11 protein-coding genes are annotated in these 13,260 nt (G+C 69.8%); 8 read left to right on the plus strand and 3 right to left on the minus strand.

Translation table 11 applies throughout. The annotated features are described in order from the left end of the window. Positions 1-142 precede the first annotated feature (142 nt). From cobN to P5P27_RS09550, 5 genes are all read left to right on the plus strand, one after another. Entirely contained in the window at positions 143-3,778 is a 3,636-nt protein-coding gene (gene cobN / locus P5P27_RS09530) for a cobaltochelatase subunit CobN (RefSeq protein ID WP_278127346.1), read from the plus strand. A gap of 106 nt (positions 3,779-3,884) precedes the next feature. Beyond that, complete coding sequence (locus P5P27_RS09535; RefSeq protein WP_278127347.1) at positions 3,885-4,424, plus strand: FxsA family protein; 540 nt, start codon at positions 3,885-3,887, stop codon at positions 4,422-4,424. 64 nt (positions 4,425-4,488) lie between these two features. Beyond that, positions 4,489-6,105 (plus strand): amidohydrolase, encoded by a 1,617-nt coding sequence (locus tag P5P27_RS09540; RefSeq protein WP_278127348.1) that lies wholly within the window; start codon positions 4,489-4,491, stop codon positions 6,103-6,105. Then, the gene (gene lnt, locus P5P27_RS09545; RefSeq protein WP_411815864.1) at positions 6,102-7,721 is read left to right on the plus strand and encodes an apolipoprotein N-acyltransferase; all 1,620 of its coding nucleotides are present in this window, start codon (positions 6,102-6,104) and stop codon (positions 7,719-7,721) included. The genes P5P27_RS09540 and lnt overlap by 4 nt, the downstream gene beginning before the upstream one ends. Beyond that, positions 7,702-8,478 carry a polyprenol monophosphomannose synthase gene (locus P5P27_RS09550; RefSeq protein ID WP_045537362.1) on the plus strand — a complete coding sequence of 259 codons (777 nt, stop codon included), beginning with the start codon at positions 7,702-7,704 and terminating at the stop codon, positions 8,476-8,478. The genes lnt and P5P27_RS09550 overlap by 20 nt, the downstream gene beginning before the upstream one ends. 84 nt (positions 8,479-8,562) lie before the next feature. Here the strand turns inward: P5P27_RS09550 and P5P27_RS09555 are convergent, their stop codons facing one another. Continuing rightward, positions 8,563-8,907, minus strand: a complete 345-nt coding sequence (locus P5P27_RS09555) for an RNA polymerase-binding protein RbpA (RefSeq protein WP_006894962.1) — start codon at positions 8,905-8,907, stop codon at positions 8,563-8,565. 172 nt (positions 8,908-9,079) lie between these two features. Between P5P27_RS09555 and P5P27_RS09560 the strand changes: the two genes are divergently transcribed. The 3 genes from P5P27_RS09560 (at position 9,080) to P5P27_RS09570 (ending at position 10,530) form a co-directional block, all read left to right on the plus strand. Next, positions 9,080-9,361 carry a hypothetical protein gene (locus P5P27_RS09560; RefSeq protein WP_006894965.1) on the plus strand — a complete coding sequence of 94 codons (282 nt, stop codon included), beginning with the start codon at positions 9,080-9,082 and terminating at the stop codon, positions 9,359-9,361. Between the two features lie 81 nt (positions 9,362-9,442). Beyond that, the gene (locus tag P5P27_RS09565; RefSeq protein ID WP_278127349.1) at positions 9,443-10,243 is read left to right on the plus strand and encodes an adenylate/guanylate cyclase domain-containing protein; all 801 of its coding nucleotides are present in this window, start codon (positions 9,443-9,445) and stop codon (positions 10,241-10,243) included. Positions 10,244-10,245: 2 nt separating this feature from the next. Beyond that, on the plus strand, positions 10,246-10,530 hold the full coding sequence (locus P5P27_RS09570; protein WP_278127350.1) for a hypothetical protein: 285 nt from the start codon (positions 10,246-10,248) through the stop codon (positions 10,528-10,530). A 21-nt stretch (positions 10,531-10,551) separates the two neighbouring features. On the opposite strand, the gene P5P27_RS09575 is transcribed toward P5P27_RS09570, so the two are convergent. Then, positions 10,552-11,415: a crotonase/enoyl-CoA hydratase family protein gene (locus tag P5P27_RS09575; protein WP_278127351.1), complete on the minus strand. Its 864-nt coding sequence runs from the start codon at positions 11,413-11,415 to the stop codon at positions 10,552-10,554. Positions 11,416-11,475: 60 nt separating this feature from the next. Further along, the gene (locus tag P5P27_RS09580; RefSeq protein WP_278127352.1) at positions 11,476-13,242 is read right to left on the minus strand and encodes an alpha/beta hydrolase; all 1,767 of its coding nucleotides are present in this window, start codon (positions 13,240-13,242) and stop codon (positions 11,476-11,478) included. Positions 13,243-13,260 lie beyond the last annotated feature (18 nt).

Genomic DNA, 13,260 nt, shown 5'->3' on the forward strand with positions numbered 1-13,260 from the left:
CACGGTCGCGCCACTGTGTGGGACACCGCCCGCCACTGCCGGCGTGTCCCGAGTCAGACCCGCAGCGTCAGGCGACCTTCGGTCCACCGGGCCGATGTGACCGTACGACGCCGGGCGCGCACTCCCGGCGAGGAGTATCACCGTGATCACCCTGTTCTCCACTTCCGACACCGACCTGCGCACGGCCGCCACCTGCGGTGCCGACTTCCGGGTCGCGAATCCGGCCCGCACGCTGATCGACGATCTGCCCGGGCTGCTCGACGGCGCCGACCTGGTGGTCGTCCGGCTGCTCGGCGGAAAGCAGGTGTGGGAGGACGGGCTGGCAGCGGTCCTCGCCGGCCGGGCGCCGGTGGTCGTGCTGTCGGGGGAGCACAATCCGGATCCGGATCTGATGGCACTGTCGACGGTGCCGGCCGGCGTCGCCGCGCAGGCGCACGCGTACTTCGTGGCCGGCGGCCGCGAGAACCTCCTCGCGGTGCACAACTTCCTCTCCGACACCGTGCTGCTCACCGGGCTCGGCTTCGACAGCCCGACGCAGACACCGGACTGGGGGGTACTCGAGCGGCCGGCGGCCGCCGTCCCGGACGACGCGCCCGCGGTGGCGGTGCTGTACTACCGCGCCCAGCATCTCGCGGGCAACACCGACTACGTCGCCGCCCTCTGCGATGCGATCGAGGCCCACGGGGCCCGCGCCACCGGAGTCTTCTGCGCCTCCCTGCGCAGCGCACCCGATGAACTGATCGAGCATTTCGCCGAATACGACGCGCTCGTGGTGACGGTGCTGGCCGCGGGCGGGTCGACGCCGGCGCTCGCCTCGGCCGGCGGCGACGACGAATCCTGGAACGTCGAGCGCCTCGCCGCGCTCGACATCCCGATCCTGCAGGGGCTCTGCTCCACCAGTTCCCGGTCCGACTGGGCAGCCAACGACGACGGTCTGACCCCACTCGACGTCGCCAGCCAGGTGGCCGTGCCCGAGTTCGACGGCCGCATCATCACCGCACCCTTCTCCTTCAAGGAATTCGACGACAACGGGCTCCCGTTCTACGCACCCGACCCCGAACGATGCGCGCGCGTCGCCGGCATCGCCGTCGCCCATGCGCGGCTGCGGCACGTGACACCGGCGGAGAAGAAGGTGGCCCTGCTGCTGTCGGCGTACCCCACCAAGCACGCCCGCATCGGCAACGCGGTCGGTCTCGACACGCCGCGCAGCCTGGTCGGAGTGCTGCGCGCCCTCCGGGATGCGGGCTACGATATCGGTCCGGCCGGCGGCGACGCGGCCGTCCCTGGCTTGGGATCACGGCCCGACGACGACGATCCGGACGCCCTGATGCACGCGCTGATCGACGCCGGCGGGCAGGACGCCGACTGGCTCACCGAGGAGGCGCTCGCGGCGAACCCGATCCGCGTCGGCGCCGCCGACTACTCGCGGTGGTTCCAGACGCTGCCGGAGCAGTTGCGCTCCGACGTCGTCGAGCACTGGGGTCCGCCTCCGGGCGAACTGTTCGTGGACCGCTCTCACGACCCCGACGGCGAGATCGTGATCGCTGCGATGGTCTTCGGGAACATCGTGCTGCTGGTGCAGCCGCCCCGCGGGTTCGGTGAGAACCCGGTCGCGATCTACCACGATCCGGATCTTCCGCCCTCGCACCACTATCTCGCCAGCTACCGGTGGCTCGCGTCGCGACCCGATCGGGACGGCTGGGGCTTCGGAGCCGACGCCGTGGTGCACATCGGAAAACACGGCAATCTGGAGTGGCTGCCCGGCAAGATGGTGGCGCTCTCGGCCGATTGCGGCACCGACGCGGCACTGGGCGATCTGCCGCTGATCTACCCGTTCCTCGTCAACGACCCCGGCGAGGGAACGCAGGCCAAGCGGCGCGCGCACGCGGTCCTGGTGGATCACCTCATCCCGCCGATGGCGCGAGCCGAGACGTACGGCGACATCAACCGTCTCGAGCAGCTGCTCGACGAGCACGCCAACATCTCGGCGCTCGACCCGGCCAAACTCCCCGCCATCCGGCAACAGATCTGGACACTGCTGACCGCGGCCAAGATGGACCAGGACCTCGGGCTCTCCGAGCGGCCCGACGAGGACGTCTTCGACGACATGCTGCTGCACGTGGACGGATGGCTCTGCGAGATCAAGGACGCCGCGATCCGCGACGGCCTGCACGTCCTCGGGCAGGCGCCCGACGGCGAGATGGAGATCGACCTCGTGCTCGCGATGCTGCGCGCCCGCCAGCTCTGGGGCGGCTCGCAGACGCTGCCCGGACTGCGCGAGGCCCTCGGACTCACCGAGAACGCCTCGGCGCGCGGGGAGGTCGACCGAGTGGAGGCGATCGCCAGGCGATTGGTCAGCACCTGCGCCGAGGGGGGCTGGACCCCCGAGGCCGTCGCGGCCGCGGCCGACGGCCACCCCGACGACGTGCACCGGATCCTGGCCTTCGCCGGGGACGAGGTGATCCCGCGACTGCGCCAGACCACGTGCGAGACGGACCGGGTCCTGCATGCGCTCGCCGGCGGGTTCATCCCGGCCGGCCCGAGCGGATCGCCGTTGCGCGGCCTGATCAACGTGCTCCCCACGGGTCGCAACTTCTACTCCGTCGACCCGAAGGCCGTCCCGTCGCAGCTGGCCGCCGAGACCGGTCGGGCGATGGCTGATTCGCTTCTCGAGCGCTATCTCGCCGACCACGGCGAGTACCCGGAGTCCGTCGGGCTCTCGGTGTGGGGGACCAGCGCCATGCGTACCTCCGGCGACGACATCGGGGAGGTCCTGGCGCTGCTGGGCGTCACGCCGGTGTGGGACGAGGGCTCGCGCCGCGTGGTCGATCTGGAGCTCGTGCCGCTCGCCGAACTCGGCCGCCCGCGGATCGACGTGACGGTGCGGATCTCCGGCTTCTTCCGCGACGCGTTCTCCCACGTCGTGGCGATGATGGACGATGCCGTGCAGCTCGCGGCCGACGCCGACGAGCCGGACGAGCAGAATTACGTCGCCGCGCACGCTCGGGCGGCGATCGCCGAACACGGGGACGCCCGCCGCGCCACCACGCGCGTCTTCGGCTCGCGGCCCGGCACGTACGGCGCCGGCCTGTTGCAGCTCATCGACTCCAAGCAGTGGCGCACCGACGAGGACTTGGCCGCGGTCTACACCGAGTGGGGCGGCTACGCCTACGGCCGCGGTCTCGACGGAGTCGCCGCCGTCGAAGACATGCGGGCCGCGTACCGCCGCATCGCGGTGGCGGCGAAGAACACCGACACCCGCGAACACGACATCGCCGATTCGGACGACTACTTCCAGTACCACGGCGGGATGGTCGCCACCGTGCGGGCGCTCACCGGCACCGCACCGGAGGCCTACATCGGCGATTCCACGCGCCCGGACTCGGTACGCACCCGCACCCTGCACGAAGAGACCTCCCGCGTGTTCCGCGCGCGGGTGGTCAACCCGCGCTGGCTCGCGGCAATGCGCAGGCACGGATACAAGGGGGCCTTCGAGATGGCTGCCACCGTCGACTACCTCTTCGGATACGACGCCACCACCGATGTGGTGGCCGACTGGATGTACGAGCAGCTCACCGAGCAGTACGTGCTCGACGAGACCAACCGCGAGTTCCTCGATGCGGCCAACCCCTGGGCCCTGCACGGCATCACCGAAAGGCTTCTCGAGGCGGTGGAGCGGAAGATGTGGCACGAGCCACCCGCCGACATGCTGACCGAACTCCGCCGCGTGTACCTCGAAGCCGAGGGCGACATCGAGGCGCGCTCGGAACAGGAGTGAGCCGCCTGCGCCGAGGTCGCTGAGCAGCGGGGGAGCAAAACCGGGTCCTCGTTCGTTGAACTCTGTGTGAGCGCCGGTGACTGCACCGGCGCAGAGAGGACCTGACATGCGATACCTGTTCGTCGGCTATGTGATCGCCGAGATCGCGGCCTTCTGGGCGATGGCGCACTTCCTCGGATTCGCCTGGGCATTCCTCATCACCGTGCTCGCCGCCGGCGTGGGGTTCGCGGTGCTCGGGCGCCGAGCCCGCACCTTGGGCACCGACATGCGCAAGGCGATGCGGAACGAGATCGGCGCGGGCCGCCCGATCACCGACTCCGCTCTGTTCGCGGTCACCGCCACGCTCATGATCCTTCCCGGGATCGTGTCGACGATCGTCGGACTGTTGCTGATGACTCCGCCGGCGCGCCGCCTGCTGCGACCGGTGGTCGCCGCCACCGCTGCCCGCAGAGCCACGGCGATGGCCGGCCGGATGACGGTGATCGACCTCGGGGGCCGGCCCGCCGGCGGCCGAGGCTTCGGGTTCGGCGGGCACGGTTACGTCGACGGGACGGTCGAAGGCGTGGTCGTGGACACCACGGTGCGCAACCCGGACGGCTCGGTTCACGCCGACGCACCGTCGCTGCCGCCGACCCGCCGCGACTGAGTAGTCCGTCACCTTGGCGAACCGCGACCGGCGCGGCAGAAGACCCGTCTGGGAGAATGACGGCGTGACGACGCAGCTGCTCCTCGGAGGCATGGTCTACTCCTCGCCGGCGGTACCCGACGCCACCGCGATGGCGGTGACCGACGGGACGGTCGTATGGGTCGGGACCGACGACGTCGGCCGGGCCCTGCACCCGGACGCGCACGTGATCGATCTGCAGGGACGGTTCGTCAGCCCCGCGTTCGTCGACTGCCATGTTCATCTCACCGACACCGGCATCGCGCTCGGCGGCCTCAACCTGTCCGGAGCCGGCAGCCGCTCGGAATGCCTGCGGATGCTGGCCGAGTACCTCTCCGAGCACGATGAGGACCTCGTCTGGGGGCTCGGCTGGGACGCATCGGCGTGGTCGAGTGACGAGCCGGGCCAGGACTCGCCGCCGACCACGTCCGACATCGACGCCGTCGCCGGCGGCCGCGCCGTGTACCTCGCCCGGATCGATGAGCATTCGGCCGCGGCGTCGTCGGGGCTGCGCCGCCTGGTTCCGGGACTCGAGTCCGAGCACGGGTACTCGCCCGAACAGCCGCTCGTCGCGGACGCGCACCACCGGGTCCGCACCACAGCGCGCAATCTGATCGGTGCCACCGCGCGCAGGCGCGCCCAGTTGCGGGCCCTCGACCACGCGGCCGCCCGCGGTGTGGTCGCCGTCCATGAGAACGGCGGCCCCGACATCAGCGGGCTCGACGACTTCCGGTCGCTCGCCGACCTCGACCACGGGGTCGGCGTGCGGCGGTACTGGGGCGAGGCGGCGTCGTCCGTCGACGAGGTGCGGCACATCCTCGACCGCACCGGGGCCGATGCCATCGGCGGCGACCTGTTCGTCGACGGCGCGCTCGGCTCCCACACCGCCTGGCTGTGCGAGCCCTACAGCGACTGGTCGAGCACCAGCGGTGTCAGCTACCTCTCCGAGCAGGTGATCCTCGATCACCTGCGCGCCACCACCGAGGCCCGCGTGCAGGCCGGCTTCCACATGATCGGTGACGCCGCCGCGGCCGCCGTCGCTCATGCGATGGAGGTGTTGGCGGCCGAACTCGGCACGCCGGCCCTGGCGCGGTGCGTTCACCGTCTCGAACACGCGGAGATGGTCACCCGCGCCCAGGCCGAGATCTTCGCCCGGTGCGGCGCCGTCGCGAGCATGCAGCCGCTGTTCGACGCCGCATGGGGAGGCACCGAGGATCTGTACGCCACGCGCCTCGGCGATCGGGGTACCGGGTTGAACGATTTCGCGATGCTCGCGAAGGCCGGAGTGTCCCTCGCCTTCTCCAGCGACTCCCCGGTGTGCGACATCGACCCGTGGTCCACCGTCCGGGCCGCGGCGCACCATCGCACGGCCTCGAGTTCGATCTCGCCGCGCGCCGCCTTCGCGGCGTGCACCCGCGGCGGCTGGCGCGCCGGCGGGGTCAACGACGGCCTCACCGGAACGCTGGTCCCCGGTGCGCCCGCGCACTACGCCGTGTGGGAGGTGGACGAACTCGTGGTCGCAGCGGCCACCGAGAACGTGCAGCGGTGGTCCACCGATCCGCGCTCGCGGGTGCCGGCCCTGCCGGATGTGGCACCGGGAGCTCGACTGCCCGAGTGCGTCGAGACCGTCGCCGGAGGCCGGACCATCTTCCGTCGCGCGTGACCGCCGTCCGTTGGTGGCAGCGGGTCCCGGTCGCCGCGGCGGCCGGCGGCCTGATGTACGCGTCGTTTCCGCCTCTGCACCATGTGTGGTGGCTGGCGCCCGTCTCACTGGGGCTGCTGTACGCCGTCATGACCATCGGCCGCCCGTCGGTGAAGAGCTGCGCCGGGTCCGGCTTCGTCTTCGGCCTCGCCTTCTTCGTCCCGCTGCTGCCGTGGATAGGGGAGTACGTTGGACCACTGCCGTGGCTCGCGCTCGCCGCCGTGATGGCCGGCTATCTCGCGCTCTTCGGCGCTCTTGCGGCGGTCACCATGCGGCTGCGCGCGCGGCCGCTGTGGTTCGCACTCAGCTGGGTCACCGTCGAAGCCGTCCGCTCCGCCTTCCCCTTCGGGGGCTTTCCCTGGGGGCGTACCGCCTTCAGCCAGGTGGACGGCTGGTACCTGCCGCTCACGTCGGTGATCGGCGTTCCCGGCGTCGCCTTCGTGATCGCGCTCACCGGGGCCTCCGCGGTGGAGGTCATCGGCAGGCTCCTGCATCGACCGACCAGGACCGCCCGATCGGCGGGTGCCGCTCTGGCGATCGGGGTGGTGGTCGTGCCCCTAGCCGCCGGTGCGGCGCTGTCGCGCATCGGAAGCCCGCTGACGTCGTCGGCCGGCACCAGCGACATCGCCGCCGTGCAGGGAAACGTGCCGAGACTGGGCCTCGATTTCGACACCCAGCGCCGCGCCGTCCTCGACAATCACGTCCGGGAGACGCTCGGGCTCGCCGCCGAGATCGACTCCGGCCGGCGCAGCAGGCCCGACCTGGTGCTGTGGCCGGAGAACGCGGCCGACGCGCCTCCGACGGTGTACCGGGACTCCGCCGAGAGCATCCGGGCGGCCGTCACGGCCGTCGGCGCCCCGGTGGCCTTCGGCACCTGGATTCCCCTCGACGGCGGCGGCACCACCAATACCGTGCTGCTCTGGGGCGAACACGGCGGATTCGCCGACGACCAGCCCTCGGGACGGTACGACAAGCACATCGTCCAGCCCTTCGGCGAATACCTCCCGTGGCGCAGCTTCTTCCGGATCTTCTCGTCGTACGCCGATCGAGCCGGCGACTTCCGGCCGGGCACGGGACCCGCGGTCCTCACCGCGCACACCCGTCACGGAGACGTGGTGATGGGCGTGTCGACCTGCTGGGAGGTGGCTTTCGACCGCGCACCCGCGCAATCGGTTCGCGAAGGCGCACAGATCCTGTTCGTGCCGACCAACAATGCGACCTTCGGCAAGACCGACATGACCTACCAGCAGCTGGCGATGTCGCAGGTCCGTGCCGTGGAGACGGGTCGCAGCGTCGTCGTGGCGGCCACCAGCGGAGTCAGCGCGCTCATCGCGCCGGACGGTTCGCTGATCGCCGAGAGCGAGATCTTCACACCCGACGTCCTGCAGGCCCGCATGGAGTTGCGGTCCGGGCAGACCCTCGCCGTCAGGCTCGGCCCCTGGCCGCAGCGGCTCGCGATCCTCGCCACGGTGGTGGCATTTTTGTACGCGCTGCGCGGACGCATTAGCCTCGATGTGTTCGCCGGTCGGAGGGGACCGGCCACGAAGAAGGAGCACGATGGCCAGCAGGCAACCTGAATCGCGCATCGTCGGGGCGAACGGCGAGGGCGCCCTCGTGGTGATCCCGACCTTCAACGAGCGCGAGAACCTGCCACACATCGTCGGTCGCCTGTTGACCGCTCAGCAGGGCATTCACGTGCTGGTGGTCGACGACTCCAGCCCGGACGGCACGGGCGAGGTCGCCGACCGGCTCGCAGCGGACGACCCGGCGGCCCGCATTCACGTCATGCATCGCACCGTCAAGGACGGTCTGGGCAAGGCCTATCTGGCCGGATTCGCGTGGGGTCTGGAGCGTGACTACGCGGTCATCGTCGAGATGGACGCCGACGGCAGTCACGCTCCCGAGCAGTTGTTCCGGCTGCTGGAGGGCATCAATGAGGGCGCCGACCTGGTGATCGGTTCGCGATACGTTCCCGGCGGCGAGCTGGTGAACTGGCCCAAGCGCCGCGAGCTCCTCTCCAAGGGCGCCAACACGTATGCGCGGCTGGCGCTCGGCGCCAAGGTCAAAGACATCACCGCCGGTTACCGCGCTTTCCGCCGAGAGGTGCTGGAGAAGATCGGTCTCGATCAGGTGGAGTCGGCGGGCTACTGCTTCCAGATCGACCTCGCGTGGCGCTCGCTGCAGAACGGCTTCACGATCCGTGAGGTGCCGATCACCTTCACCGAACGCGAGATCGGCGAGTCGAAGATGGACGGCGGCGTGATCGCGGAATCGTTCCTCAACGTCGCCCGGTGGGGAATCCGCGGCCGCCTCGACAGGCTCCGCGGACGCTAGTATTCGGCACGGGCTCGCACCCGGAAACGAATCAGCCCCCGGAGAATCGATTTCTCCGGGGGCTGACGTCGTATTGCGTCGCGGTTATGCCGAACCGCCGCGCCGGCGCTGCTTGAGCAGGTCCAGACGCTCGGCCAGCAGCACCTCGAGTTCCTCTTCGGAGCGGCGCTCCAGGAGCATGTCCCAGTGCGTGCGCGGCGGCTTGCCCTTCTTCTCCTCGGGCACGCCGCCTTCGAGGAGCTTGCCCTCCATGCCGTTCTTGCACGGCCACGTCGCGGGGATCTCCGCATCGTCGGCGAACGGGATGTCGAAGATCTCACCGTTGTCGGTGCGGTACTGGACGAGCCGACGCGGCGCGAGGTCGTGATCACGGTCGGTCTCGTAGCTCACCGCCCCGAGCCGGCTACCACGCAGGACTCGATCAGCCATGAAGTCTTCCTCTCAAACGGTCGGGTGACGGTGTCCATTCTACGCGGTCCACGACGTGGACGGCGTTCCACGGTACCGTCGTGATGTGTCCGAATCCCCGGCTCCCGAAAGCCCTGCGAACGAACCGCAGTCTCGTCGCCGCCCGTACGCATGCGCCTGGTGCGGTCGTCAGATGGTGGATTCGGAGCGGGGGCGCAGACGCAAGTACTGCAAGCGGTCGTGCCGGCAGCGCGCCTACGAACAGAGAACGCTCCTCGAGGGCACCTCTATTCCCGAGGATGCGATCATCCTCAGCCACGCGGAGGCCGAAGACCTCGGAGACCGGATGTTCGCGCTCCGCTGCGCTGCGGAGGACTTGTCGACCGCACTCGGGGAGAAGGCCGATCGTCAGACGCTGACCGACCTGGCCGCCGAGGTCCTGCGGCTGGCGAGTGAGGCCGAACGCTTGCGTTGACCGCCGGCTGCCGAGCCGGGAGAGGCAGGTCACGGACTTCCGGAGCCGGCGGCGCGCGCGAACGCCGTTAAGATCGTCAGGGTGAACGACGAACGGCGCGACGACTCGGCTCCCGACGTCGTCTCCGTGCGTCCTCTTCACCGGGCGGGGGAACTGCTCGCGCGCACCGATGAGAGCCAGGCGGCTGTTCGGGCCGCTCAGATCGCGCGCAGGCTCGCGCCGGTGGACGGCAGACTCCCGTCCGGCGACCGCACCTCCGACCGGGTCGCCCGCCTCCTCAACGACGTGCGGCCCGACCGTCCCAGCGCGATCCGGGAACTCGGTCTGGCCTCGGTGGCCGTCTGGCAGTCGCTCATCGAACGCAGACGCCCCGACCCGGCCGGTCCGATCCCGGCCACGATTCTCTTCACCGACCTCGTCGGCTTCTCGTCCTGGGCGCTGCGCGCCGGAGACGACCAGGTGCTGGAGTTGTTGACCGCCGTCAACGCTGCGTGCGAGGAGGTGATCAGGGCGCGCGGCGGCCAGGTGGTGAAAACGCTCGGCGACGGCACGATGGCGGTCTTCCTCGATCCGGGGGAGGCTATCGCCGCAGCTCACGAGGCGGTGGGTGCGGTGAGCGCGATCGTAGTCGGCGGCTTCCGGCCGGCTCTGCGCGCCGGGCTGCACACCGGCACCCCGCGAGCGGTCGGTTCGGATTTCCTCGGTGTGGACGTGAACATCGCGGCGCGGGTCTGCGATGCGGCGGGCGGTGGCGAGGTGTATGCGAGCGAGTCCGCCCTCGACCAGCTCGATCCCGATGACTATGTCCTCCGCCGCAAGCGGTTCAAGGCCAAGGGCGTACCGCGCGAACTCCAGGTGTTCCGCGTCGTTCCGCGGTACTGACGATGCCCTTCGACGACGACGAGCTGGAAGAGTTCTACCGGCGCATCGAATCGCGGACCGCGGCGGCGAATGCGCGTCCGCGCAAGCGCAGGCGCCAGGTGCCCCGCGTGCAGTTCGCCTGTCCGACGCCGGAGAAGATCGCCTATCCGTCGCAGGCGGCGGTGACCGGCGCGATCCTGGCGGTGGCTCGCAACTCTCGAGGTCGCCCCAGCCTTCGGTCATACGAATGTGCGTGCGGCGCATGGCATCTCACGAGTGCCATACCCCGCTCGCCGGGCAGCCGGTGATCCGGGTGCCCGGCGACGGCGTCACTGCCCGCGGAAGTTCGGCGGACGCTTCTCGAAGACGGCGGTGACCGCCTCGGTGAGATCGTCGCTCGGCAGGAAGGCCGCGTTCCACGCCGCGACGTAGCGGAGGCTGTCGTCGACGCGCGCGCTCCGGCTGTGATCGAGGACATCCTTGACGCCCTGCACTACGAGGGGAGCGTTGGCCGCGATCTCGGCCGCGATCCCCCGCGCGGCGGCAAGGGCGGCGTCCTTGTCGTCGTACACGTCGCTGACGAGACCGATCTTCTCTGCGCGAGCGGCATCGATGTCCTTGCCGGTCAGCGCGAGTTCACGGGTGTGACCTTCGCCGATGATCAGCGGCAGCCGGGCGAGCGAGCCCATGTCCGCGACGATGGCGACCTTGACTTCGCGCACGCTGAACTTCGCGTCGGCGCTGGCCACCCGGATGTCGGCGGCGCTGATCAGGTCGACGGCACCGCCGATGCACCAGCCCGAGATCGCGGCGACGACCGGCTTGCGGCAGTCGGCGACGGCGTCGATGGCCCGCTGCATGCGCTTGATGGTGTGGTGGAACTCAGTGCGCGGACCGGCCTTCGCATCCGGGGCCAGCACCTTGCCGAAGTCGCCCATCATCGCTGGCAGGTCGAGGCCGAACGAGAAGTGCTTGCCCGATCCGGAGAGTACCACTGCGCGCACATCCGGGTCCGCGTCGATCGCCTCGAACAGCGGGGCGGACTCGGCCCAGAAGTCGGGGCCCTGAGCGTTGCCCTTGCTGGGGCCGATGAGCGTCACCTCGGCGACGTGATCGGCGACGGTCACCTCGAACGCCTTGTAGGGATGCGTCCGGTATGCGGGGGAGTCCGTGAGAGTCTTGTCCTGAGTCACGGACCCGATGCTACCCACCCGGGGTTACTCATGAGTAACCCCGGGTGGATCCGGCAGTCGTCAGTCGCGATGCAGCCGCGGCAGCAGTTCGGCGGTCTTCTGATCGGTCCACCCTTCGGGGGTGAGGATCGCTGCCCACGTCGTCGGGATCTCTCGCAGATAGTTGTGACCGTGTCCGTCGGGGACGTCGACGGCCACCGCCATATCGGCGGCGACCTGCAGGAAGGTGACGAACGGGATCCAGTTCACCGCTGAGAGCACGTCGGAGCCACGGGGCTCCTTGAGCCAGTCGGGCTTGTTGAGCACGAGATCCGGATTCCACCACGAGATGGGATCGGACGCGTGCTGTAGGTAGACGATGCGACCGCGGTCCCATTCCACACCGGCCGGGCGCTCGAGGTCCTTGGCCGTGTTGATGAATCGGACCTGCTCACCGTCATTGAAGATCGGCAGCACTTCCGGGGTACCGGCGTCACGGTCGGCGGTGGTGTCCACCCACGTCTGGTTGCTGAACGTGGGGCCGGTCAGCAGGGCGCCGTCGGTCCGGGCGCTCATCGTCGCGACAGAGCCGAACGGGGCCTCGGCGCCGAACGATCCGAGGCTCTCGCCGAAGACCACGACCTTGGGCCGTTGCGCCTCGGGGATACGCCGCACCAGCCGGTCGACCGCCTCGAACAGCGCGCGTCCGGCCTGGCGCGCGCGCTCCTGGTCGACGAGGAACGAGAGCCAGCTCGGCAGCATCGAATACTGCATGGACACCATCGCGGTGTCGCCGTTGTACATGTACTCCAGGGAGTCGAGGTTGGCCTGATTGACCCAGCCGGTGCCCGTCGACCCAGCGATGCCGATCAGTTTGCGCTGCAGACCGCCCGTCCGGACCAGTTCCTGGGCCGCCAGTCCAGCGCTGTCTTGGATCGAGTCCGCCGAATCGAGCCCGGCGTAGACCCGGATGGGTTCTTTCGCCGGCGCCTTGTTGAACGCCTCGAGTTCGGCGACCGTCGGGCCGGTCGAGACGAAGGTGCGACCCATGCGGCCCAGGCTCGCCCAGCTGACCACCGACTCCGGTCCGCCGGAACGCAGTGTGGAGGTCGGGGGAGCCGAATCGGGATTGGTCTCATTGTTCAGCGCCGCGAAGGAGTTGTTCAACGCCGACATGCCGTAGTCGGCGACCGCGCCGTTGAGGATCAGGACGCTCACGACGACCATCACCGTCGCCGCGGTGATCCCGGCGATCCGGGGTGGGATGCGCCGGCTCATGCGGCGCGCGAGCATCCGCAGCAGCGCACCCCACGCCTGCCCGACGCCGAGCAGGACCCCGAAGACCACCACCGCCACCACCACGATGATCGGGTACGCGGTCCAGTTGAGGTGTTCCACGCCCATCAGGTCACGCAGTTCCTCCTGCCAGCGGTGATACCAGTAGAGCATGAAGACGGTGCCTGCGAGGAAGACGATCGTGAGTCCCACCCACCACCATCCGCGCGGACGCGGCCAGGGTTCTCGACGGGACACCAGGTATCGAGCCAGCCATGTGAAGAAGGCTCCGATCGCGTAGCCGATCACGGCGGCAGCGGCGCTGACGAGGCCTTGGAACAGGGGTCCGCGCGGCAGCAGCGACGGTGTCACCGACAGCCACAGCAGGACCGTCGCGACGACCAGACCGCCATACGACAATCGTCTGGAGTACCGCGACCACAGACGCACCACGGCGTTCGGAGACGAGGCGTCCGATTCCGCATCGCCGGCGTGCGCGGCGTCGGCGCGGGTCTCTTCGACGGCGTCGGCTTCGGTCGCAGGCGGCGCGTCGGTCGGTTCTTCAGCGGCCATGAGCCTGCCTTCCATGTG

It is taken from the genome of Gordonia sihwensis (assembly GCF_029632925.1).
GTDB classification, from domain to species: domain Bacteria; phylum Actinomycetota; class Actinomycetes; order Mycobacteriales; family Mycobacteriaceae; genus Gordonia; species Gordonia sihwensis.